The organism is Paeniclostridium hominis (assembly GCF_014306135.1).
Taxonomy (GTDB): domain Bacteria; phylum Bacillota; class Clostridia; order Peptostreptococcales; family Peptostreptococcaceae; genus Paraclostridium; species Paraclostridium hominis.
Map to the genome: position 1 here is coordinate 535,781 of NZ_JACRWD010000001.1, position 25,476 is coordinate 561,256.

17 protein-coding genes are annotated in these 25,476 nt (G+C 27.1%); 15 read left to right on the forward strand and 2 right to left on the reverse strand.

Features of this window, described 5'->3' with window-relative positions; genetic code table 11:
* Positions 1-71 precede the first annotated feature (71 nt).
* The 6 genes from H8891_RS15195 (at position 72) to H8891_RS02610 (ending at position 11,767) form a co-directional block, all read left to right on the forward strand.
* Complete coding sequence (locus tag H8891_RS15195) at positions 72-1,130, forward strand: YHYH domain-containing protein (protein ID WP_243207747.1); 1,059 nt, start codon at positions 72-74, stop codon at positions 1,128-1,130.
* A gap of 153 nt (positions 1,131-1,283) precedes the next feature.
* A complete protein-coding gene (locus H8891_RS02590) occupies positions 1,284-3,206 on the forward strand; it encodes an FUSC family protein (RefSeq protein WP_187005068.1) in 1,923 nt (640 codons plus the stop codon).
* 214 nt (positions 3,207-3,420) lie between these two features.
* Positions 3,421-4,836 carry a carbon starvation CstA family protein gene (locus H8891_RS02595; protein WP_187005069.1) on the forward strand — a complete coding sequence of 472 codons (1,416 nt, stop codon included), beginning with the start codon at positions 3,421-3,423 and terminating at the stop codon, positions 4,834-4,836.
* A gap of 270 nt (positions 4,837-5,106) precedes the next feature.
* Positions 5,107-7,341 carry a formate C-acetyltransferase gene (gene pflB / locus H8891_RS02600; RefSeq protein ID WP_187005070.1) on the forward strand — a complete coding sequence of 745 codons (2,235 nt, stop codon included), beginning with the start codon at positions 5,107-5,109 and terminating at the stop codon, positions 7,339-7,341.
* A 182-nt stretch (positions 7,342-7,523) separates the two neighbouring features.
* On the forward strand, positions 7,524-11,162 hold the full coding sequence (locus H8891_RS02605; protein WP_187005071.1) for an efflux RND transporter permease subunit: 3,639 nt from the start codon (positions 7,524-7,526) through the stop codon (positions 11,160-11,162).
* Positions 11,162-11,767, forward strand: a complete 606-nt coding sequence (locus tag H8891_RS02610; RefSeq protein ID WP_187005072.1) for a TetR family transcriptional regulator — start codon at positions 11,162-11,164, stop codon at positions 11,765-11,767. The genes H8891_RS02605 and H8891_RS02610 overlap by 1 nt, the downstream gene beginning before the upstream one ends.
* 35 nt (positions 11,768-11,802) lie before the next feature.
* Here H8891_RS02610 and H8891_RS02615 read toward each other — a convergent pair whose 3' ends face one another.
* Positions 11,803-12,933 carry an AI-2E family transporter gene (locus H8891_RS02615; protein WP_187005073.1) on the reverse strand — a complete coding sequence of 377 codons (1,131 nt, stop codon included), beginning with the start codon at positions 12,931-12,933 and terminating at the stop codon, positions 11,803-11,805.
* A gap of 184 nt (positions 12,934-13,117) precedes the next feature.
* Between H8891_RS02615 and H8891_RS02620 the strand changes: the two genes are divergently transcribed.
* The 3 genes from H8891_RS02620 to H8891_RS02630 all read left to right on the forward strand — a co-directional run bounded on the left by H8891_RS02620 (position 13,118) and on the right by H8891_RS02630 (position 17,822).
* Positions 13,118-14,890, forward strand: coding sequence for a BglG family transcription antiterminator (locus H8891_RS02620; RefSeq protein ID WP_187005074.1), 1,773 nt, complete (start codon positions 13,118-13,120; stop codon positions 14,888-14,890).
* Positions 14,891-15,005: 115 nt separating this feature from the next.
* Positions 15,006-15,923 (forward strand): 1-phosphofructokinase, encoded by a 918-nt coding sequence (gene pfkB, locus H8891_RS02625; RefSeq protein WP_187005075.1) that lies wholly within the window; start codon positions 15,006-15,008, stop codon positions 15,921-15,923.
* Positions 15,924-15,926: 3 nt separating this feature from the next.
* The gene (locus tag H8891_RS02630; protein ID WP_187005076.1) at positions 15,927-17,822 is read left to right on the forward strand and encodes a PTS fructose transporter subunit IIABC; all 1,896 of its coding nucleotides are present in this window, start codon (positions 15,927-15,929) and stop codon (positions 17,820-17,822) included.
* A 69-nt stretch (positions 17,823-17,891) separates the two neighbouring features.
* Here the strand turns inward: H8891_RS02630 and H8891_RS02635 are convergent, their stop codons facing one another.
* Complete coding sequence (locus tag H8891_RS02635) at positions 17,892-18,470, reverse strand: hypothetical protein (protein WP_187005077.1); 579 nt, start codon at positions 18,468-18,470, stop codon at positions 17,892-17,894.
* 344 nt (positions 18,471-18,814) lie between these two features.
* Between H8891_RS02635 and H8891_RS02640 the strand changes: the two genes are divergently transcribed.
* The 6 genes from H8891_RS02640 to H8891_RS02665 all read left to right on the forward strand — a co-directional run bounded on the left by H8891_RS02640 (position 18,815) and on the right by H8891_RS02665 (position 25,475).
* On the forward strand, positions 18,815-21,433 hold the full coding sequence (locus H8891_RS02640) for a cation-translocating P-type ATPase (RefSeq protein WP_187005078.1): 2,619 nt from the start codon (positions 18,815-18,817) through the stop codon (positions 21,431-21,433).
* An 85-nt stretch (positions 21,434-21,518) separates the two neighbouring features.
* Positions 21,519-22,841, forward strand: a complete 1,323-nt coding sequence (locus H8891_RS02645; RefSeq protein ID WP_187005079.1) for a hemolysin family protein — start codon at positions 21,519-21,521, stop codon at positions 22,839-22,841.
* Positions 22,842-22,905: 64 nt separating this feature from the next.
* Positions 22,906-23,055 carry a hypothetical protein gene (locus H8891_RS02650; RefSeq protein WP_187005080.1) on the forward strand — a complete coding sequence of 50 codons (150 nt, stop codon included), beginning with the start codon at positions 22,906-22,908 and terminating at the stop codon, positions 23,053-23,055.
* Between the two features lie 76 nt (positions 23,056-23,131).
* On the forward strand, positions 23,132-23,908 hold the full coding sequence (locus tag H8891_RS02655; RefSeq protein WP_187005081.1) for an EFR1 family ferrodoxin: 777 nt from the start codon (positions 23,132-23,134) through the stop codon (positions 23,906-23,908).
* 193 nt (positions 23,909-24,101) lie between these two features.
* On the forward strand, positions 24,102-24,794 hold the full coding sequence (locus H8891_RS02660) for a polyphosphate polymerase domain-containing protein (RefSeq protein WP_147545271.1): 693 nt from the start codon (positions 24,102-24,104) through the stop codon (positions 24,792-24,794).
* A 12-nt stretch (positions 24,795-24,806) separates the two neighbouring features.
* On the forward strand, positions 24,807-25,475 hold the full coding sequence (locus tag H8891_RS02665) for a DUF4956 domain-containing protein (RefSeq protein WP_147545269.1): 669 nt from the start codon (positions 24,807-24,809) through the stop codon (positions 25,473-25,475).
* The last annotated feature ends 1 nt before the right edge of the window (position 25,476 follow it).

Here is a 25,476-nt window from a genome sequence, read left to right on the forward strand (position 1 = left end):
AAATACTTAAATTTATAACCAAAAAATGGTAAAATGATTGAGGCAAAAAACAAGAAAGGATTTAGCAACACATGAAAAAAAGATTTATAATATTTGCATCAGCACTTATGATATGTTCTCAAGCACTAATAGTAGATGCACATCCAGGAAGAACGGACGCATCTGGAGGTCATAGAGACAATAAAAATAAGTCAGGATTAGGACCATATCACTATCATTGTGGAGGACACCCAGCACATCTACACACTAACGGTTGTCCATATCAAGGAGGAAGTTCAACTTCATCTTCATCAACTCAAAGCTCAAGTACTTCTCAAAGTTCAAGCGCTTCACAAAAAAAGTCAGTACCTAGTGGACCATCAAAACAAAGTATAATAGAAAAAGGCTCAAATGCAGGTTATAGTGACGGTTACAATATGAAAAACAACAATGAATATAACTACTCTGGTAGCTATGAATCAGAATATAGACAAGCTTATAATTACGCCTTTGAAAAAGGGAAACTTAAAATAGAACAAGAAATACAACAAGCACAAGAAAAAGGATACAAAGACGGAAAAGAAAACAAGCATGATAATATATACAAACAAGAAACAGTAGTAAAATCATATGAAGAAAACTTTGAAAAAGGAAATGAAGAATACAAAGAAAACAAAATAAAACAATATACTAATCTTGCAATAAAAGATTGTGAAGAAAATAAAAAAGACAGAAAATTCGAAGAAAACACAGATTCTATTTACATAGATGCTTATAAAAAAGCTTATGAAGAAAAATATACACAACTTAAAAACGAAGAATATAAAACTAAAGGATATAATGATGGTTTATTAAATAAACCTAATAATAATATAGAATCATCATATAAATCTAGTTATGAAGAAGGTTACAAAAAGGGTAATGAAGATAGAAATGACATCTTACAAGCAAGTTTTGACCAGGGTCATGAAAATAAAGAGTTAAGTATTGATAAAAAGTTTGAACTAATAAAATCTGAAATACAAGCAAAATACGATGAAGGTAAAAAACAAAGCAAAAAAGATTCAGTAATAGGTTTTGGAGTTTTAGGAGCTGGATGTGTAGCTGGTGTAGGAGTTTTTAAGAAAATAAAATCTAAAAAGAAAAAATAATAACTTATGATAAAAAGGAGTAACGAAAAGTTACTCCTTTTTTTATTATTATATACAAAATTTAAGGTATTACTTTACTTAAGTTTAAAAAGCTATGAAAGTGGTATGAAATTTAATATTGGAATTTAACAAAATATTAAAGGAGATTTTATTATGGACAAGAAAAAAATAATACCTACAACCATAATGTTTTTAGCTATAGTTTCTATAATAATAGCATTTAAATCTATATTTGGAGATGAAAACACATTAGTTGGAGTAGTAGGAGTTACAGCAGCATTATCTTTACTAGGAACAGATTACACAATAAATCCAATAAAAAACACAATATATTTTGTAGGAATTGAAGTAGGAATAGGAACTTTTTCATATATAGCATCAACAAATTCATTACTAGGGCTTATAATAACTTTTATTGTTATATTCTTTGTACTATATGAATTTACATACAATACTAAAAAACCTACATATATAGCTTTTACACTAGCGTATTTATTTATGTTATATACACCTATAAGTATAAACGAATTACCAACTAGATTACTAGCATTTGCAGTTTGTGGATTATCAATAATGGCATTACAAATGTTAGTAAATAAAAATAAGCTACAAAAGCAATCTAAAAGTATTATAAAAAGTTCTATAGAATCTATAAATGAAGAAATATCATTAGTAATAAATAATAAAAAATCAGATGAAATAATTAATTTAAACACAAAAATATATAATAACGTTAAAAACTTATCAACTGATATTTATAAAAGAATAGATAAAAATATAGAGCTTCCTATAAAAATTATACAAGCTTTATTTATAAGTGAATTTTTAGAAAGTATAAATTTAACTCTTAGAAAAATAAATGATGATAAAAGCTCAAATAGTGGATACAACAAAGTTTTAAATGAAATTTTAGATAAATTAAAAAGTATAAATGACTTTGTAGATGAAAAAATAACCACTGATGAAATATTAAAAAATCTAGAAAACTTTTCATATAAAGATAAACATATTGATTCGAATTATTATTTAATACTTGAACTACAAGATGCAGTAAGTTTATTAGCAAAAGATTTAAAAGATACAAAAGAAAATAGTGTTAAACAAATATATAATAATTATTTTGTTGCAAATATAATGGATAGATTAAATGATTTAAAATTAAATATGAACAAAGAATCTCTTAAGTTTACATTTGCACTTAGAGGAGCAATAGTTACAAGTATAGGTGTATTTATAGTTAGTGCATTTAATATAGAACATGGTAAATGGCTAGTTTTTAGTTTATCTTCTATTGTTCAACCATATCTTGAATCTAGCAAAACTAAAGGAAAAGAAAGAATTTTAGGAACTATAGTAGGTCTTATTATATTTGAAATTGTATTTTCTATAATAACTAATACTTCAGGGAGAGCTATTATTATTCTTTTAGTTGGATATATTAGTAATTACCAAAGTAAATATAAATATCAAATGATATGTACAACTATATCTGCACTAGGAGCAGCATCAATAGGAACTGATATAACTGATTTATCTATTCAAAGAATAACTTTTGTGGTATTAGGTACAGTAATAGCTTTATATGCAAACAAAGTTATATTACCATATAAAATGAGTAGTGTTACAAAATGTGATATTGAAAAATCAATTAAATTTAATGAAAAAATAGTTAATAAGTTATATGATTTAGGAGTAAGAAATATAAAATCAGATGATGAATTAAAAGAGCTGTTGGTTGTAAATGAGTTTATTAACAAAAAAATAAATGTAAATAATTCTACTTTATTATCTAGTGATATAAATGACTTTTTATACAATCAACGTATATTTATGAATGAGATAAGATTTTTAACAAATAATTTTAGAGAATATAATAAAACAGCTAAAGATAAACTAAAACTATTTTATGATATTGATTTACTAATGAATAAAGAAAATTCTAAGGAAGATATTAAAAATTATTTTGATAAATTAGAAGATAAACTTAGTAAGTTGATATTAGTAGATGTTATTGAACTAAAAGAAAATATAATTAATTCTAAGTTTATATCAAAATCCATAGCAAAAGAAGTATAGTAATATTAAAAAGGAACTATCTAGAAAATGATAGTTCCTTTTTTTATTAAATTAATAAAAATGCATTTGATGTATGAATTTATGCATTTTATTCATAAATATATACATTTAGTTCAATAAGAAACAAAAAAATGTCGATAAGGTCTATTATTAAAGTAGAAAGAATAATATAAAAAGTAATCATCTATATTTAATTAAAGGGAGTGAGACTGATATGGTAAGTTTCTTAGGGTCAATAGCATTACTTATAATTGGGTATTATACTTATGGGAAGTTTGTAGAAAAAACGTTTGGAATAAACGATGAAATACAAACTCCAGCTATTACTATGGAAGATGGTGTAGACTATGTTCCAATGAAATGGAGAAAGATATTTCTAATACAATTTCTAAATATAGCAGGACTTGGACCGATATTTGGTGCTATACAAGGAGCACTATTTGGACCAGCAGCATTTTTATGGATAGTATTTGGATGTATCTTTGCAGGAGGAGTTCATGACTTCTTATCAGGATATTTATCAATGAAAAACAAAGGGGATTCAGCATCAGAATTAGTTGGTAGATATTTAGGAAATTCAACAAAAACAGTAATGAGAGTATTTACTGTTGTACTTTTAGTATTAGTTGGTACTGTATTTATGACAGGTCCAGCAGCATTACTTACAACATTAACATCATTAGATGCAAAAGTTTGGGTTGCAATAATAGTAATTTATTATATAGCAGCAACAGTTTTACCAGTAGATACAGTTATAGGTAAAATATATCCATTATTTGGAGCAGCACTTTTAATAATGGCATTAGGGGTTGCAGGAGGACTTATTTTCCAAGGTTATCATATACCAGATATAACTCTTCAAAATCTACACCCAGAAGGTCAACCACTTTTCCCATTTTTATTTATAACAATAGCATGTGGAGCAATATCAGGATTCCATGCTACACAATCACCTATGATGGCTAGATGTGTTGAAAAAGAAAGTGAAACTAGAAGAGTATTTTATGGTTCAATGGTTGCAGAAGGTATAATAGCTTTAATATGGGCAGCAGCAGCTATGGCATTCTTTGGTGGAGTACCACAACTTGATGTAATTTTATCAGCAGGAGGACCTGCAACAGTAGTAAATACAATATCTAATACTTTAATGGGACCAATAGGTGGATTCCTTGCAGTACTTGGAGTTGTAGTTTGTCCTATAACAAGTGGAGATACAGCATTTAGAAGTGCAAGACTTACAATAGCAGATGCTATGAAGATAGATCAAAGTAGTATAAAAAATAGATTTATGATATCTATACCACTATTTATAGTTGGTGTTGCATTAACATTTATAGATTTTAACATAATATGGAGATACTTCTCTTGGGCTAACCAAACATTAGCAATGATAATGTTATGGACAGGGTCAGCATATTTAGCAAAAGAAAACAAAAATCACTTTATAAGTACAGTACCTGCAATATTTATGACAGCAGTAACAGTTTCATATATAATGCAAGCACCAGAAGGATTTAGATTACATGCAGGAATATCAAATATTATAGGAGTATTAGTAGCAATATTATTTACTATATTATTTACAATGAAAGTTAAAAAATTAAAAGAAGAAAGTCATCAATTAAGTTAGTATTGTTAGATTAAAATATAAATTAAAGCAAGGTATTTTTCAAATATTAATGGAAAATACCTTGCTTTATTTATTTTTAAAAACAAAATAAATTATGAAAATTTGTATCTAATAGGTTGGTTAAAAATGACCAATTATATTAATAATTGACAGGATAAAACAATCAAATTATTCCAAAATAAATATGTACAGTATAAATTCTATTATAACGGTAAGTAATAAAGTAAATGAGTTTATAAGATATATGAAATCTATATAGGAGGTAACTAAATGAACAATACAGCTTGGAAAAACTTTAAAGAAGGTAAATGGATTAAGGAAATAGATGTTAGAAGCTTTATACAATTAAACTATACTCCATATGAAGGCGATGATTCTTTTTTAGCTAAAGCAACAGAAAACACAAACTCATTAATAGATGAGATGATGGATTTATTTAAGAAAGAGAGAGATAATGGAGGAACTTTAGACGTAGATACGAAAACTGTATCAGCAATAGATGCTTATAAACCAGGCTATATGGATAAAGAAAAAGAGGTTGTTGTAGGATTTCAAACTGATGAACCTTTAAAAAGAGCTATAATGCCTTATGGTGGAATAAGAATGGTAGAATCATCTTGTAAGGCTTATGGCTTTGAGTTAGATAAAGATGTAAAAGAAATTTTTACTAAATATAGAAAAACACATAACCAAGGTGTATTTGATGCCTATACTGATGAAATGAGAGCAGCAAGAAGATCAGGTATTATAACTGGATTACCAGATGCATACGGAAGAGGTAGAATAATAGGAGATTATAGAAGAGTTGCATTATATGGAGTTGATAGATTAATTGAAGATAAAATTTGTCAAAAAAATAGTTTAGATGTAAATGTAATAGATGAGGACACTATAAGATTAAGAGAAGAAATTTCAGATCAAATAAAAGCATTAGAAGCTTTAAAAACAATGGCTGAAAGTTATGGATTTGATATATCTAAACCTGCAAAGAACTCTAGAGAAGCAGTTCAGTGGTTATATTTTGCTTATCTAGGAGCTATAAAAGATCAAAATGGAGCGGCAATGAGTTTAGGTAGAACTAGTACATTCTTAGATATATATTTTGAGAGAGATTTAAAAAATGGTGAAATAACAGAAGAAGAAGTTCAAGAATTAATGGATCATTTTGTAATGAAGCTAAGAATGGTTAAGTTTCTTAGAACTCCAGAGTACAATGATTTATTTTCAGGTGACCCAACATGGGTAACAGAATCAATAGGAGGTATGGGAATAGATGGTAGAACATTAGTTACAAAAAACTCTTTTAGAGTTTTACACACATTATATACTCTAGGACCATCTCCAGAGCCAAACTTAACTGTTTTATGGTCAAATTCTTTACCAAAAGGATTTAAAGATTTCTGTGCTAAAGTTTCAATAGATACAAGCTCTATACAATATGAAAATGACGATCTTATGAGACCATATTGGGGTGACGATTATGGAATAGCATGTTGTGTTTCTGCCATGAGAATAGGAAAGCAAATGCAATTCTTTGGAGCTAGAGTGAACTTAGCGAAAACACTTCTTTATTCAATAAATGGTGGAGTTGATGAAAAATTAGGTACTCAAGTGGGTCCTAAATTTGAACCGATAACTTCAGAGTATCTAGATTATGAAGAAGTAATTGAAAAGTTTGACTTGTTTACTGATTGGTTAGCTAATTTATATATAAACACTCTTAATGTAATTCACTATATGCATGATAAATATTCATATGAAGCTTTACAAATGGCATTACACGATAGAGATGTATTTAGAACTATGGCTTGTGGAATAGCAGGGTTATCTGTATGTGTTGACTCTCTATCAGCAATTAAATATGCAAAAGTTAAGCCAATAAGAAATGAGCAAGGTATTGCTGTAGATTTTGAAGTAGAAGGAGATTACCCTAAGTATGGTAATAATGATGATAGAGTAGATGATATAGCTATAGATTTAGTGAAAAACTTTATGAATAAATTAAAACAAAATAAGACTTATAGAAATTCATATCCTACTCAATCAATATTAACAATTACTTCTAATGTTGTTTATGGAAAGAAAACTGGAAATACTCCTGATGGTAGAAAAGCTGGAGAGCCATTTGCACCAGGAGCTAACCCTATGCATGGAAGAGATATTAGTGGTGCATTGGCTTCATTATCATCTGTTGCTAAATTGCCGTATGAGTATTCTCAAGACGGAATATCTAATACTTTCTCTATAATTCCAGCAGCTTTAGGAAAGGATGCAGAGGAGAGAGTTTTCAACCTAACTGCAATGTTAGATGGATATTTTGGACAAGGAGCACATCACTTAAATGTAAACGTATTTGATAGAGCTATGCTTGAAGATGCAATGGAAAGACCAGAAGAATATCCTCGATTAACAATAAGAGTTTCTGGTTATGCAGTACATTTTACAAAGCTTACAAGAGAACAACAATTAGACATTATAAATAGAACATTCCATACTAATAGATAAATCAAAAGTAGGTGTGATTAGGTTCACACCTACTTTTAATTTGTTATAAAATTATATTAATTAATTTTTGCTTTTTTATTTTAAAATAAAAAATTAAAAATATTGCGAAAAGTAGTTGTAAATGCTACACTTTAAATTGCCGACCGACTGGTCGGTCATTATAAATATGGGGAGAAATATATATGTTTTCAAAATTTAGTGTAAAAAGGCCATTTACAGTTTTTGTATCTGTAATACTAGTAATTATTTTAGGGGGAGTATCCTTTACAGAAATGACAACAGATTTACTTCCAAAAATAGACTTGCCTTATGTTATAGTAATGACAACATATCCAGGAGCAAGTCCAGAAAAAGTAGAAGAATCTGTTACTAAACCTTTGGAAAAGGTTTTAGCAACATCTAATGGGATTGAAAATATTAATAGTGTATCAAGTGAAAACTCAAGTATGATTATGCTTGAATTTAGTCAAGACATGAATATGGACAGTGCAATGATTGATTTAAGTGGAAAAGTAGACTTAGTAAAAGGTCAATTAGCCGATGAAGTATCTACACCAACACTTATGAAAATGAATCCAGATATGATGCCTATAATGGTAGCTAGTATCGATATTAATAACAAAGACATAAAAGAAGCATCTAAAATAGTAAAAAAAGAAGTAATTCCAAGCTTTGAAAGAATTGATGGAGTAGCTTCAGTCGATACAATGGGAATATTAGAAGAAAGCATAAAAATGACTTTAGATGATAGTAAAATTGAAAAACTTAATAATAAGTTAAAAAGCTCTATTGATTCAAAAATGAAATCTTCACAAGATGAATTAAATAAAGCAAAAGCTGAAATAGCAAAAGGAAAAGCTGAGCTTAAAAAGCAAAGTGAAGAAAAAAATAAAGAACTTAATGAAGGAAGTAGTGCTATAAAAACAGGAAAATCACAACTTCAAAGTGCAATTAGTCAATTATCAAGTGGAAAAAATGAATTAGAAAATCAAAAAAGTGAATTATTAAACAAAAAAGATGAACTAGAACAAATGATTAAAAATCAAGAGGAAAACAATATACCAGTAAGTGATGAGCAAAAAGAAGGTTTAACTTTACTTGAATCTGGTATTAAAACTTTTGATGAAAAGCTTAGTGAAATTAATAATCAGGAGTCATCTTTAAATAACCAATTAAAAGAATTAAATGATAAAGAAAAACAATTAGAAGCTGGAAAAGCTACACTAAATTCAGAACTAAACAAAGCATCACAATCACTTTCAAGTAGTGAAGCTGAAATTGAAAAATCATCTAAAGAACTTGAAAAAGCAAAAGAAGAAGCTTATAAAAATGCAGATTTAGGTAAAAACATAACAAAAGAAAATTTAAGTAAAATTTTATCTGCTCAAAACTTTGCTATGCCAGCAGGTTACATAAATGAAGGTGAAGAACAATACATAGTTAAAATAGGTGATAAAGTAAGTAGTATAGAAGATTTAAAAGACTTAGAACTACTTAATATTGATGGATTAGGAAAAGTAAAAGTTGAAGATGTAGCAAATGTTGAACTTGCAAATAATAAAGATAAAATTTATGCAAAAATAAATGGAAATGATGGAATAATATTATCTTTCCAAAAACAAAGTACAGCATCAACATCAGAAGTTTCAAAGAAAATAAATGAAACTATAAAAGAACTGACTAATCAAAATAAAGATATGCATATAACGCCTTTACAAGATCAAGGTGTTTATATTGATATAGTTATACAATCGGTTTTAAGTAATCTTATATTAGGTGGAATACTTTCAATAGTTATATTATTTGTATTCTTAAAAAGTATTAAACCAACTATAGTAATAGCATTTAGTATACCTATAAGTGTTTTATTTGCAATTACTATGATGTATTTTAGTAATGTAACAATGAATATTATATCTTTATCAGGACTAGCATTAGGAGTTGGAATGTTGGTTGATAATAGTATAGTTGTTATTGAAAATATATATAGACTAAGAAATGAAGGAATGAGTGCTAAAAAAGCATCAGTAATAGGTGCAAACCAAGTTGCAGGAGCAATATTTGCATCTACACTTACAACAGTATGTGTATTTTTACCAATAGTATTTACACATGGACTATCTCGTCAATTGTTTGAGGATATGGGACTTACTATTGCCTACTCATTACTGGCAAGTTTAATAGTAGCACTTACATTAGTTCCAGCAATGTCATCAAAAATGCTTAATGTAAACACTAAAAAAGAACATAAATTATTTGATAAATTCGTTAATTTATATGAAAAATTACTTAAAGTAAGTCTTAAACATAAGTTTATAGTATTATTTGGGTCATTAGTATTATTTTTAGGAAGTGGATTTTTAATTATATCTAAAGGAACTATATTAATGCCTGAAATTGATAGTACACAGCTATCTGTAAGTTTAGAAATGCCAAAAAAATCAACAAAAAAAGATACAAGAGATATGAGTGAAACCATAATTGATAAAATTACAGAAATAAAAGATGTAGAAACTGTAGGAGCACTTCAAAGTAGTGGAGAAAGCTTTATGTTTAGTCAAGGCAAAAACAATGTATCTTTTTATGTATTGTTAAAAGAAGATAAGAAATTATCAAGTAAAGAAGTTGCAAATATAATAATTGAAAAAACAAAAGATTTAAATGCAAAAATAAAAGTTAATTCCTCAAATATGGATATGTCAGCATTAGGTGGTTCGGGGATAAATATAATAGTAAAAGGAGATAACTTAGATAAATTAAAAAATATAGCTAAAGATGTAGCTAAAATATTAGAAAAAACAGAAGGTACAACTGAAGTAAATAATGGTCTAGGAGAAAACAATAAAGAAACAAAAATTATAGTTGATAAACAAAAAGCTATGAATTACTCTTTAACAGTTGCACAAGTTTATCAAGAAGTATCAAACAAATTAAAAAATGAAAATACTTCAACTACATTAAATGTTGGTTCAAATGAATATCCAGTAATTGTAGTAGATGATAAAAAAGATACATTAAGTAGAGAGAGTTTAAGTAATTATAAAATAAAAGGAACAAAAGACAATAAAGAAGTTGAAGTTAAGTTAAGTGATATAGCAAGTATTGAAGAAGTAGAAAGTCTTAACTCAATAAATCGTGAAAATCAAGTGAGAAATATTTCAGTAACATCATCAATAGATGATAAGCATAATATAGGACTTGTAAGTAAAGAAATTGAATCTAAATTAAAGGATTACAAATTACCTGATGGATATAGTATAGAAATGGGTGGAGAAAAAGAATCTATGGATAGTGCTTTTGGTGATTTAATAAAAATGATTTCTCTGGCAATAGTATTTATTTACTTAATAATGGTTGCACAATTTCAGTCATTGTTATCACCATTTATAGTATTATTTACAATTCCACTTGCATTTACAGGAGGATTTTTAGGTCTTTTAATAACAAATTTTGAACTAAGTATGATATCAATGCTAGGATTTTTAATGCTTGCAGGAGTAGTTGTTAATAATGGTATAGTCTTTATTGACTATGTTAACCAGTTAAGACTTAATGGGATTGACAAAAAAAGTGCATTAATATTAGCTGGAAAAACTAGAATAAGACCAATACTTATGACAGCACTTACAACAATACTTGGACTTTTAACTTTAGCAATGGGAATAGGTACAGGAGCTGATATGATTCAGCCAATGGCAATAGTTACAATAGGTGGACTTAGCTATGCAACAGTTTTAACATTATTTGTAGTTCCTGCTATGTATGATATACTTAATAAAAAAGAATTAAAACCAAACATAATTGATGAGGAGGAGATGTAGTGGCAAATAACACTCACTCTGAAAAAGAAATATTAATTTTTAATGCAGTAAATAAACTTTTACATGAAGGGATTAAGCTTCACACAGTAAAAGTAGCTGATATTGCAAAAGAAGCTGGAATTGGAAAAGGAACTATTTATGATTACTTTAAATCTAAAGAAGAAATTTTAGAAAAAGCCTTTCTTTATAATATGGATATAGAGCTTTATGAAAACATAGAAAAAATAAAATTTGGAGATAACTTTAAAGATAAATTTTATATTATATTAGATATAGTTGAAAAAAGCACAACAGATTATAGTTCTTTTAGCAATATACTATTTTCCAATTTAAGTCATTATGAATTTAAGGAAATATTAGAAAAAAATAAAGATTATATTAATAAAAGATATGATTTATTAAAAAAAGTTATAAACGAATTATTATTAATTGGAGTATCAGAAAATATCATAAAAGAGCAAGAAGATAAAGATTATCAAATTATGGTGTTTGAAAGTGTAGTTGTTGGATTTGGGCACACAATATGTATTAAAAATGAAGATAAAAAAATAATTGAAGATGTAAAATCTAGAGCATACAAGTTGCTTATAAATGGATTAAATTAAAAAAGAGCCTTATATAAAGGCTCTTTTTAATTTATTTATTTTTCAGATTGTATAATATTTGATTTTTTCTTTTCGATAAATCTATTAACATAGATTATAACAACTCCCATAATAGGAACAGATAACATCATTCCAAGAAAACCTGTATATTGTCCTGCAAGTGTTACTGCAAGTATTGTAAGTATAGGTGGTACTCCAACTTGTTTTCCAACAAAATGAGGTTCAAGTATTGCACTTTCTAATTGTTGAACGACAATCATAACAATTAAAACTATAACCGCTTTTTCAAAAGAGAAGAATAGATTTATAAAAGTTGCAACTATAGTACCTATAATTGGCCCAAAGAATGGAATCATATTTGTTATACCAACTATTATCCCCACAAATACTGGATAATGAGAATTTAATAAAACAAGTATTATAGTACAAACAGTACCATAAATTAAAGAATCTAAAAACTTGGCAATTATATAAGAACCTATATTCTTATCAAGAATTCTACCGAATTCTTTTGATTTTAAGTAAAACTTACCGAAAATACACTCGCATAAATCATCAGCTATTTTAATGCTTTTTTCCTTAGATAATAGTAAATATATAGAAATTACTATTCCTAAGAATATATTTACAGTATAAGTTACTATTAAACCTATTAACTCTAAAAGTGTTTGACTAAGTAGTCCTGCAATAGATGTAACTGTTGGGATTACTGAATTTGACATAAAATCTTTTACTTGTAAAGCAGAAGTAGGATTTTTTACATTTATTTTAAATTTTGAAAGTGTAGAATTAATTATACTTTCAACTTCTTTCATATCATGAGGCATAAATGAATATAAATCTGCTATATTTTTTTGAATAATTGGAACTATATATATCCATACAAAAACTAACATAGCCAATAATATTCCATAAATTATTGCTACACTAACACCACGACCAAGTTTAAACTTTTTTTGAAGATAAACCATAGGTTTATTAAGTATGTAAGCAATTAAAAAACCAATAACAAATGGAGTTAAAACCCCAGAAATTATTTGGACATTAGTTGTAATAAATTTCAATATATTATTGAAATTTTGATAGATAATAAATCCTATAAAAAACACTACAACAGGAATTATATATCTTATGGATTTTGAAAATTCATCTAAATATTTTTTCATGTATCCTCCTTTAAATTTTTGGTTTGATTAATATTTAATGAGTATACCATTAAATATTAAAATTTAAAACTTAAAAATTTGTAATATTTTAATAAATTTAACTTAAAGGCTTTAATAATTGAAAGAATAACAGTGTATATAGTAAAATAAAAATTATAAACAATTTAGATAAGGGTTGATAATTTTGGAATATATTTTAAATAAAAGACAAGCTAAAATAATTGATATACTAAAAAATAGTACACAACCTATAAGTAGTAAAGCACTAGCTAAAGAAATAGGTTGTTCTACAAAAACGATACAAGTAGAAGTGAAAAATATAAATTCTACACTTGAAAAAGTAAAAATAGACTCAATAAGAGGTATTGGATATAAATTAGTTGGAGATATAAAATCTATAAAAGAAATAAAAGATGAATTAAATAGTGATGTTAATAGAGTAAGTTATATATTAAAGCGTGTATTATTATTATACAAAAATAAAACTTTAAAAATAGAAAGTCTAGCAAATGAAATGTATGTTAGCTTATCTACTATAAAAAATGATTTAAAAGAAGTTAAATCCATACTTGAAAAATATAATTTAAAAATAGTATCAAAGCATAAACTTGGTATAGGTATTGATGGTGATATAAATAATTTTAAAAAATGTATTTTAGAAGTTAGTTTAAATTATAATGATATAAAACTTGAAGACTTTTTTAGTGATTATATAAAGGAGAGCATACCTTTAATAAGATCAGAAATATTATATAACTTAGAAAAAGAGAACATTATATTTACAGATTATGAATTTAATAATATTTTTAACTACATATTAATATCCTTATCCTTAGAAGATAATATAAATTATAAAGAGTACATAAAAAATTATATAAAATATTATAAAGATAAATTTAGTAAAGAAGAAAATAAGGATTATAAAAATAAAATATTAAATTCTATAGATAAATTTACTAAAAATTTAAAATTAGCTACATCTATAGATTTAAGTAATGATGATATATTTAAAGAATTTTTATATAAGCATATAAGTAATTTTTGTATAAAAAAAGAACTTAATATAAATAATAAAAGTATTATAGCAAATGATATAAAAATGAAGTATCCACTAGCATTTGATTTAGCAAATATAGCTAAAAACACTTTAGAAAAAGAATTAAATTTAGAAATAGATGAAAATGAAACTGCAAATATAGCAATACATATAGGTGGAGCACTACAAAGAACAAATTATAAAGAAAATAAAAAAATATCAAAAGCTATAATAGTATGTGCATCAGGTGTTGGAACTTCTATGCTTATAAAAGCAAAACTTGAAGCAAAATTTGATAAAAGATTAGAAATACTAAAAGTTATACCATCATATTTGATAGATTATGTTGGATTATTAGACGTAGATTTTATAATAGCTACTGTACCTATAAAAGTTGATAATGTTCCTGTAATAAATGTATCACCATTTTTAGATGATAAAGAAATAAAGATAATAGAAAAGTTTTTAGATACAGGAAACATATATTACAACATAAATTTATCTGAAATATTTGATAGAGATTTATTTTTTACTGACCTAGATTTTGATAATAAATACGATGTAATAGAATATATGTCAGAAAAGTTAATTGAAAAAAAGTATATAGATAAAGAAATGAAAAAATCTTATATAGAAAGAGAAAATATAGCTACAACAGAAATCGGAAATATGGTAGCAATTCCTCATGGAGCAACTGGACAAGTTTATAAAAATGCTATAGCAATAGGTATACTTAAAAAAAGCATACCATGGGAAATTGGAGATGTAAGATTAGTTATAATGCTTTGTCTTCAAAAGGAAAGCATTATAAATTATGAAGATTTATTTTCAAATATATATAAAAGAATAGACTCAATAGCAAAAGTAATAAGCATATGTGAATCTAAAAAATATGATAAGTTTATAGCTATGTTTAAATAACTAAATAAATATAATCGATAAATTTCTCTTTTAACTAAGAGAAATTTTTTGACTTTTAGGAAAATGTATTCAAAGGTATTATAAGAATATAAGATAACACTAACGAGGTGATAACATGATTTACACAGTAACACTTAACCCGTCTATAGATTATGTAATAAAATTAAATAACTTAAAAAACGGTGAAGTTAATAGAACAAATGAAGAATACGTATATCCAGGAGGCAAAGGAATAAACGTATCATTAATATTAAAAGAATTAGGATATAAAAGTAGAGCACTAGGTTTTGTAAGTGGATTTACTGGAGCATATATAAAAGATACTTTAATAAATAAAGGATTAGAAGAAGATTTTATAAATCTAGAAAATGGATTTACTAGAATAAACGTTAAAGTTAAAAGTAATGAAGAAACAGAAATAAACGGTCAAGGACCAAATATAGATGACAAATCTTTAAATAAATTATATGAAAAACTTGATAGTCTAAAAGAAAACGATATATTAGTTTTAGCAGGAAGTATACCTAAAACACTAGACTCTAGTCTTTATGAAAATATAATGAAAAGGTTAGAAAATAAAAATGTAAAAATAGTAGTAGATGCTACTAAAGATTTATTAATGAATGTGTTAAAGCATAAGCCATTTTTAATAAAGCCTAATAATCATGAATTAGAAGAATTATTTAATGTTAAGCTTAAAAATATTGATGACATAATAACTTATGCTAAAAAGCTAAAAGAAATGGGTGCTAAAAATGTATTAGTATCTATGGGAAAAGATGGGGCATTACTAATAAATGAAGATGGAGAAGTTTTTACAAGTAATGTAGCAAAAGGAGAAGTTAAAAACTCAGTAGGAGCAGGAGATTCTATGGTAGCAGGGTTTATAGCTGGATACTTAAATTCAAATAATTATGAAAAAGCTTTAAAATTAGGAGCAGCTAGTGGAGGAGCAACAGCATTTTCAAATGATTTAGCAACAAAAGAAGATATATATAAGTTAATAGATGAAATAAAAATAGAAAGGAGATAAATTATGAGAATAGTTGATTTAATAGATAAAAGATCTATAAGTCTTGACTTAAAAGCAAAAGATAAAATGGATGCTATAGATAAATTAGTAGATTTAGTAAATAATAGTGGAAATTTAAATGATAGATTAGAATACAAAGAAGCTATAATAGCTCGTGAAAATCAAAGTACAACAGGTATAGGTGAAGGAATAGCTATACCTCATGCTAAAACTAAAGCAGTTAAAAATGCTTGTTTAGGTGCAGCAGTTTCAAAAAAAGGTGTAGATTATGAATCTTTTGATGGAAGTCTATCACATTTATTCTTTATGATAGCAGCACCAGAAGGAGCTAACAATACTCATCTTGAAGTATTATCAAGATTATCTACAATACTTATGGACGAAAAGTTTAGAGAAAAATTAATGAATGCTCAAAATGTAGATGAGTTTTTAAACCTAATAGATTACAAAGAAAAGGAAAAGTTTCCAGAAGAAGAAAAAGAAGAAGTTGTAGAAGTTAAAGAAAGTAGTTCTTCAAAATATCCAACAGTACTAGCTGTTACAGCTTGTCCAACAGGAATAGCACATACTTTTATGGCAGCAGAAAGTTTAAATAAACAAGCTGAAAAAATGGGAGTTAGCATAAAGGTAGAAACTAATGGTTCATCTGGTGCTAAAAATGTTTTAACTAAAGAAGAAATAGAAAATGCAACATGTATAATAGTAGCAGCTGATAAAAAAGTTGATATGGCTAGATTTAACGGAAAAAAAGTTATAATAACTAAAGTTGCTAACGGAATACACAAAGCAGAAGAGTTGATAACTAAAGCACAAAATGGAGATGCACCAATATACAATCATAGTGGAAACACAGAATCAAGTGAAGAATCAAATGATGAAACAGCACTTAGAAAAGTATACAAACACTTAATGAACGGTGTATCAAATATGCTACCATTCGTTGTAAGTGGAGGGATATTAATAGCACTAGCATTTTTACTAGATAATTACTCTATAAACCCAGCAAACTTTGGTTCAAATACACCAATAGCTGCATTCTTTAAATCTATAGGGGACGTTGCTTTTGGATTTATGTTACCAGTACTTGCAGGATACATTGCATATAGTATAGCTGATAGACCAGCTTTAGTAGTAGGTTTTGTAGGTGGTGCTATGGCAAATGCAAGTGGTTCAGGATTTTTAGGAGCATTACTTGCAGGTTTCTTAGCAGGATATTTAGTAGTTGGACTTAAAAAAGTATTTAGTGTATTACCAGCATCACTAGATGGTATAAAACCAGTTTTATTATATCCTTTATTTGGTACACTTTTAATAGGTATTATAATGAATTTTGTGGTAATACCTCCAGTAGCAGCAATAAACTTAGGTATAACTAGTTTCTTAAATGGACTTGGAACAAGTTCTAAATTAATACTTGGGTTAATATTAGGTGGTATGATGGCAATAGACATGGGTGGACCAATAAATAAGGCAGCTTATGTATTTGGTGTTGCATCACTTCAGTCAGGACAATATGAAATAATGGCAGCAGTTATGGCAGGTGGTATGGTACCTCCTTTAGCTATAGCACTTGCTACAACTTTCTTTAAAAATAGATTTACTAAAGAAGAACAAGAATCAGGTAAAGTTAACTATGTAATGGGATTATCATTTATTACAGAAGGGGCTATACCATTTGCAGCAGCAGACCCTATAAAAGTTATACCAGCTTGTGTTGTAGGTTCAGCAGTAGCAGGAGCACTAAGTATGATGTTTAATGTAACTTTAAGAGCACCACACGGAGGAATATTTGTTGTTCCAGTTGTTGGTCATCCTCTAGCATACTTAGGAGCAATATTAGTAGGTTCTGTAATTGGAATGATACTTTTAGCAGTACTTAAAAAACCAATAAATGAATAATCATATATTAAAAAAGAATGCCTTCACTAAGCTTACGTAGGCATTCTTTTTTCTTTTTTACGGTGAGTTTTATAGTCTTTTTATATTTTTATTATATTTTCTAAAATAATAAATCATCATAAGTAAAACACTAGCTAAAGCATAAAGCATATCTTGCATAGTATCTTTAAGTCCACCAGATTGAGTTCCCATTTTAAAGAATACATCAAGTAAGTATTCAGCTATTTCACAAACTCCTGAAACTCCCATTGCAAAGAAAAATATAACAGTAAAAAACAACAATTTGTCAACTATATTTCTTGGCATTGCAACCATTATAACTTTAAATATATTCCAACATATTTTAACAGTTATAAAACCAGATAAAAAGTGAAGGCAACTATCATAAGGTTTAAAAAAATCATACATTCTATAGCAAGAGCCTATTAAAAAAGATGCAACAATAAATAAATTACCAAATATATATAAAGGCTTATCTATAACTAAAAAGTTTTTAAAGTATAATTTACTTAAAATAAAAGCTATAACTAAGCTAATAAAGCTTATAAAAGCTTTACCTTTTTCACCTGTAAATAAAAAATAAATTATAGAAGCTATATATGTAATATAAAGTAACCACTTAAATATATTAACTTTTTTATTATCCATAAAAAATACCTACCTTTTAAGATTTATTAAGTATTATGTGTAAATTATGAAAATATATTCCAATTTAGAAATTAGTTAGAAATGTTAAATATAAGTTAAATGAATTAAAAAAGTGTTGCAAAAATCAATTAAAAGTATATAATAATTGTATAAATAAATAAGTGCTCCTTGAAGGGGAGTAGCTTTCGCTTTTAAGCGATAATCAATCGTCAATTTCGGATATTAAATCCCGGTTGATTAGCGAGATAAAACCTTGTTAGCAAGACCTTCAAGCAAATTTTACTTATAATAAAGTTTGCTTGGAGGTCTATTTTATTTAAATAAAATTTTATCGGAGGTTAAGTATGTTTTATAAAAAAAGTATCGATGAAACGCTAAATCAATTAAAGACTAGTTTAGATGGTTTAAGCTCAGACACAGCAAAAGACTTACTAACAAAACATGGATACAATGAACTAAAAGAAAAGGATAAAACTCCAACTTGGAAATTATTTTTAGAAACTTTTAAAGATCCATTAGTAATTATTTTATTAATAGCAGCGTTAGTTCAAGCATTTTTAGGAGAAGGTACAGAAAGTTTAATAATATTTGCAGTTATAACACTAAATTCTGTATTATCAGTAGTTCAAACTAAAAAAGCAGAAGGATCACTTGAAAGTCTTAAAAAATTATCAGTTCCAAATGCAAAAATTATAAGAGATGGCATAAAGGTTACAATCCCTTCAAGAGATATAGTTCCTGGTGATATAGTAATATTAGAAGCAGGAGATTATGTACCGGCAGATGGTAGAGTAATAGAATCGCAAAATCTTAAAGTAGTAGAAGGTATGCTTACTGGAGAAGCAGAACCAGTATTAAAACATGAAGATGTAATAAATGAAGAAGTAGCACTTGGAGATCAAAAGAACTTAGTATTTAGTGGTTCAATGGTAGTTTACGGAAGAGCTGTATATGTAGTAACAAAAACTGCTATGGATACAGAGATGGGTAAAATAGCAAATTTACTAGAAAATGCAGAAAGTAAACAAACACCACTTCAAGTTAAATTAGACGAATTTAGTAAAAAGCTAGGTATATGGATAGTAATATTAGCGGCATTAATATTTGGTGTAGAAGTTATTAGAGGTGGAGATTTAGTAAATTCATTTATGTTTGCAATAGCAATAGCAGTTGCAGCAATACCAGAAGCTCTATCTTCAATAGTTACAATAGTTTTAGCAGTTGGAACAAACTCTATGGCTAAAAAACAAGCTATAATAAGAAAGTTACCAGCAGTTGAAACACTAGGTTCTACAAGTGTTATATGTACAGACAAAACTGGAACATTAACTCAAAATAAAATGACTGTTGTAGATACTTATATATACAACCCAAAAACAGCTTTAGCAAATAATGAATATGAAGAAGTTGCAGCAGCAAAAGCAATATCACTTCAAGAAAGTTATTTAATATTAGGTTGTTCACTTTGTAATGACTCAGATTTGACAAATGAAGGTATTGAAATAGGAGATCCTACAGAAGTAGCACTTATGCACTACGCTAACAAAAAAGGATTTGATTACAAAGAAATAAGAGAAATAAATCCTAGATTAAATGAATTACCATTTGATAGTGATAGAAAATTAATGTCAACTATTAACAAAGTAGAAGATGAAGTAGTAATGTTTACTAAAGGAGCACCAGATGTAATATTTAGTAGATGTAAATATGCATTAGTTGGTGATGAAGTAGTTAAAGTAAATGATGAAATAATAAATGAATACAAGAAAATGAACGAAGATTTTTCAAATAAAGCTTTAAGGGTTTTAGCATTTGCAACTAAAAAAGTTAAGGATGAAAGCTTTGTACCTTCAATTGAAGATGAAGATAATTTAACGTTAATCGGACTTACTGCAATGATAGACCCACCAAGAGAAGAGGTTTATGAAGCAGTTGAAAATGCAAAAAAATCTGGTATTAAAACTGTTATGATAACAGGAGATCATAAAACAACAGCAAAAGCAATAGCAACAGACATAGGTATATTTGAAGAAGGCGATATGGCACTTACGGGCAGCGAATTAGATGCTTTAAGTGAAGAAGAACTAGATAAAAATCTAGAACACATATCAGTATATGCAAGAGTTTCACCAGAAAACAAAATAAGAATAGTAAAAGCTTGGCAAAATAAAGGTAAAGTTTGTGCAATGACAGGTGATGGAGTTAATGATGCACCAGCACTAAAACAAGCAGATATCGGTATAGGTATGGGAAGTGGAACAGAAGTTGCAAAAGATGCATCAGATATGGTATTAGTAGATGATAACTTTGCAACAATAGTTAAAGCAGTAGAAGTAGGTAGAACAGTTTATACAAACATTAAAAAATCAATAATGTATTTATTCTCAGGAAACTTAGGAGGAATAATAGCTATATTATTTGCAGTATTTGCAGGACTCCCCAATCCATTTACAACAATACAATTATTATTTATAAACTTAGTAACAGACTCACTACCAGCAATAGCACTTGGCCTTGAAAAACCTGAAAAAGGTGTTATGAAAAATCCTCCAAGAGATAAAGATGAAAATATATTCTCAAAAGATGCTATAAGATTTGTTACAACTAGAGGATTTATAATAGGTTTAGTTACAATAGCAGCTCAACTAATCGGTATGAAACATTCAGCAGAACTTGGTGTATCAATGGCATTTGCTACACTTACATTATCTAGAATACTTCAAACATTTGCAGCAAGATCAAATTCAGAAACAGTGTTTGAATTAGGATTTAAGAGCAACAAGTATGTATTAGGTGCAGTAATAGTATGTTTAGGAATGTTTTCATTAACATTGCTACCATTTATGAGAGAAGTATTTACAATGCCAGATAGCTTTAACTTTACAAATTTAATGATATCACTTGGTTTAGCAGTAACTTCTACTTTATTAATGGAAGCTAGCAAACTTATAAAAAGAAACTAATTAAATAAATTTTAATAAGAGTGTAGACATAATCTACACTCTTAAAATATATATAATATAAAGAAAAAAATTTAAGGAGGAAAATATGGATAATTTAGATTCAGACCCCGGGGGTATACTCTCGAAATTAATTCTAATAGCTATACTAACAGCTATAAATGCTTTTTTTGCATCTGCAGAAATGGCAATAGTATCAGTTAATAAGTCAAAGGTAAAGGCTTTAAGTGAGGAAGGTAATAAAAATGCAAAATTATTATATAAGCTTATTAAAGAGCCAAGTAATTTCTTATCAACTATACAAATAGGTATAACACTAGCTGGATTTTTCTCAAGTGCATCTGCAGCTACTGGTTTATCAACTTATATAGCAAATATTTTAAGGCCACTAAATATACCATATACTAATGAAATATCAATGGTAGTTATAACTATAATACTTTCATATTTCACACTAGTATTTGGTGAGTTAGTTCCAAAGCGAATAGCACTTAAAAAATCAGAAAGTATAGCACTACATTCTGTAAAACCAATATATTTTATATCTATAATAGCTAAACCATTTATAAAAATACTTTCACTATCAACAGGACTTGTATTGAAGTTAACTGGAAATAATGATTCTGATATAGAAGATACTGTATCAGAAGAGGAAATAAAAGCATTAATACACAGGTCTACAGAAGATGGTTTAATAGATGACGATGAAAAAGAAATGTTATGTAAAGTATTTGAATTTAATGATAGACTAGCAAAGGAAATTATGACTTCAAGAAGTGATACTTTCTTAATAGATATAGATGATGATTTTAAAGATGTATTAGATAAAATACTAGAATTAAATTATTCAAGAATACCAGTCTATAAAGACGATATAGATAATATTATCGGTATATTATACGTAAGAGATTTATTAGCAAAAGCTAGAGAAGTAGGCTTTGATAATATAAACATAGAAAGCATACTTCACAAACCATATTTCGTTCCAGAAACCAAAAGAACTAATGATTTATTTAAGGTTTTAAAAGAAGCTAAAATTCATCTAGCAGTATTATTTGATGAGTATGGCGGATTTTCTGGTATAGTTACTATGGAAGATTTAGTAGAAGAAATAATGGGAGACATTGAAGATGAGTATGATATAGATGAAGATATAAGTCAAATAGATGAAGAAAACTATATAGTTAAAGGTTATTTAAGTGTAAATGACTTTAACGATAGATTTAACATGGATATAGAACCTGGAGATTATGACACATTAAATGGATATTTAATAACAACTTTAGGAAAGATACCAAATGAAAATGAGGTAGTAATATTAGAAGATGTTAAATTCACAGTAGCCAAAATTGAAAATAGAAGAGTTGAAGAAATTAAAGTAAGCTTATTAAATTTTAGTGAAAATTTATAAACAAGTTAAATATTTAGATTAAAGTTTTCATATAATTTATAAACATATAATTTGGAGGCTATATATGTATGAGGTTATAGTAAATTCAATATCTACACTTATACTGCTTTCACCACCGATGTTTATAAAGTATTTGATAAACAATATGATAAATATAGTTAAGTACTACATTTGTATGACGCATTTAGTCAAACTTCAATTGGATATACAATAAAAGAGTATTGATTAAATCAATACTCTTTTTACTTAAATTAATAAAATAGTATTTAAAATAAATAGGAAGTGATAAAATGCTAAAAAATGGAGCTGTTATATTTTTTTCAGGAACAGGAAACACAAAGTATGTAGCTAAGCTTTTTAAAGAAAGATTCAACAAAGAAAATATAAATATAGAAATTATAGATATACAAAAGACAGAAAAGCTCAATAAAGAATATGATTTTTACATATTTGGAGGACCAATTCACGCTGAAATGGTACCTAAAATACTTACAGATTGGGTAATAAAAAATATTCCCAATGAACCTAAAAAATGTATAGTATATCACACATTAGCAGGGGATAAGCATAGTCCAAGTAGAATATACTTAGCTAAATTACTTAAGAAAAAAGGCTTAGATGTAGTTATAAATACATCTATAAAAATGCCAAATAATTATTACCATAGATTTTTTAAAAGGGAAAAAGATGAAGAAATTTTAAATGTATTAAAATTAGCTCCAAATAGAGTAGATGAAATAGTAAAAGATTTTATAAATGACAAAAGAAGCGATATAAATTATAAAAAAAGCACAATTGCCTTTAAAATGGTATATGATGGATTTTTAATTTATGCTAGAAAATATGCAAAGAGAAACTTTTCAGTAGATGAAAAAAAATGTATAAACTGTAAGATATGTGAAAATGAATGTCCAACTAAAAACATATATATGAATAATAAAAAAATAGAGTTTTTTAATAAATGTATAGGGTGTGAAAAATGTATTCACAGATGTCCTACAAATGCAATTTTATATGGTAAAAAACCTTTTATTCCATATAAGATAGAACAATATATAAAAAGATAAATTTATAAATGAAATGAAATATAAAGATATACCACACATAACAATAAATTTGTTAATTATGGTATATCTTTTTTTATATGGTAATATATTGCTAAATGTCTGAAACTGTCGAAATTTAAATGACAATTGTGCTAAAATATATATATATATATATTTTGTAAAAATATAATCACTAAAAAAGGAGGGTAATATATTGATAGTTAACAGAAGAGAACTTAAATATCCAATAGGTGAAATGGATTATTATAAAGTAAACGAATTGTTCAAAAACGTATTGACCCCTGACCCTAACAATAAAGAATACGGATATAGAATAAGAAGCTTATATTTTGATAGTATTGATAATGATGATTATTTTGCGAAGATGAACGGAGAAGAAATAAGAAAGAAAATTCGTCTAAGGATATATGATACTAAAACAAATTCAGTAAAACTTGAAATAAAAAGAAAAATGAATATAAATCAAAGAAAAGAAACTACTACAATAACTAAAGAAGATGCTATAGCACTTATAAACAAAGATTACAGCGTATTGCTTAAATATGATAATGATACAGCTAAATCAGCTTATAATATTATGACTATAGGCCAATATCAGCCAGTAGTACTTGTAGATTACACAAGAAGAGCTTATATACACAATGAAAACAATATAAGAGTTACTTTAGATAGTGATATAAAATCTAATGAATTTGATTTTGATATGTTTAGTGAAGATGTAGTAATGAGTCCAATAGTTGATTACTACAATGCACTACTTGAGGTTAAATTTGATGGAGAGCTATTTTGTTGGATATCACAAGCTTTAACTGGACTTGATACAACTAATCAATCTCTTAGTAAGTATTGTAGTTCAAGACGATTCTTTGAAAATTATATGTTATAAGGAAGTGACAGAATGAAAGAAACATTATATAAATATTTAACATCCCAAAGTGGGACTATAACTGCAAGTAGTGCAGTAGAAACAATGTTTATAGCACTAATACTATCTATGGTAGTATTTTGGACATATAAAATAACTTTTAGTGGAGTAATGTATAACAGAAAATTTAACGTATCATTAGTTATGATAACACTAGTAACTACAATGGTTATGATAGTTATAGGTAGTGACATAGCACTATCTTTAGGTATGGTTGGGGCTTTATCCATAGTTCGTTTTAGAACAGCTATAAAAGACCCAAGGGATACTGGATATATATTTTGGTGTATAGTAATAGGGCTTAGTGTAGGTAGTGCAAACTATATGATAGCAATAGTTGGTTCGCTATTTTTATTCTTCGTACTTCTTATGTTTAGCTTTAGTGGATTTGGAAAAGAAGATAGATATATTCTTATTATAAGGGGATTAAGAGATAAAGAAGAAGAGATAATGAGATGTGTATTTAGCTCTTTTAAAGGAAGTCAATTAAGAGCTAAAAACTCTGTAGGAAATAATATGGAAATAATTTATCAAATAAAAATAAAAAACAATCAAGATAAAAATATAATAAATGACTTATACAACATAGAAGGTGTAAATACGGTAAACATAGTAGCACAAAACGGAGAAACTATAGGTTAGG

What these genes read in the sequence shown, in the direction of transcription:
- H8891_RS15195 (WP_243207747.1), top strand. Translation starts at nt 72, where the DNA reads ATGAAAAAAAGATTTATAATATTTGCATCAGCACTTATGATATGTTCT.
- H8891_RS02590 (WP_187005068.1), top strand. Translation starts at nt 1,284, where the DNA reads ATGGACAAGAAAAAAATAATACCTACAACCATAATGTTTTTAGCTATA.
- H8891_RS02595 (WP_187005069.1), top strand. Translation starts at nt 3,421, where the DNA reads ATGGTAAGTTTCTTAGGGTCAATAGCATTACTTATAATTGGGTATTAT.
- pflB (WP_187005070.1), top strand. Translation starts at nt 5,107, where the DNA reads ATGAACAATACAGCTTGGAAAAACTTTAAAGAAGGTAAATGGATTAAG.
- H8891_RS02605 (WP_187005071.1), top strand. Translation starts at nt 7,524, where the DNA reads ATGTTTTCAAAATTTAGTGTAAAAAGGCCATTTACAGTTTTTGTATCT.
- H8891_RS02615 (WP_187005073.1), bottom strand. Translation starts at nt 12,933, where the DNA reads ATGAAAAAATATTTAGATGAATTTTCAAAATCCATAAGATATATAATT.
- pfkB (WP_187005075.1), top strand. Translation starts at nt 15,006, where the DNA reads ATGATTTACACAGTAACACTTAACCCGTCTATAGATTATGTAATAAAA.
- H8891_RS02630 (WP_187005076.1), top strand. Translation starts at nt 15,927, where the DNA reads ATGAGAATAGTTGATTTAATAGATAAAAGATCTATAAGTCTTGACTTA.
- H8891_RS02635 (WP_187005077.1), bottom strand. Translation starts at nt 18,470, where the DNA reads ATGGATAATAAAAAAGTTAATATATTTAAGTGGTTACTTTATATTACA.
- H8891_RS02640 (WP_187005078.1), top strand. Translation starts at nt 18,815, where the DNA reads ATGTTTTATAAAAAAAGTATCGATGAAACGCTAAATCAATTAAAGACT.
- H8891_RS02645 (WP_187005079.1), top strand. Translation starts at nt 21,519, where the DNA reads ATGGATAATTTAGATTCAGACCCCGGGGGTATACTCTCGAAATTAATT.
- H8891_RS02650 (WP_187005080.1), top strand. Translation starts at nt 22,906, where the DNA reads ATGTATGAGGTTATAGTAAATTCAATATCTACACTTATACTGCTTTCA.
- H8891_RS02655 (WP_187005081.1), top strand. Translation starts at nt 23,132, where the DNA reads ATGCTAAAAAATGGAGCTGTTATATTTTTTTCAGGAACAGGAAACACA.
- H8891_RS02665 (WP_147545269.1), top strand. Translation starts at nt 24,807, where the DNA reads ATGAAAGAAACATTATATAAATATTTAACATCCCAAAGTGGGACTATA.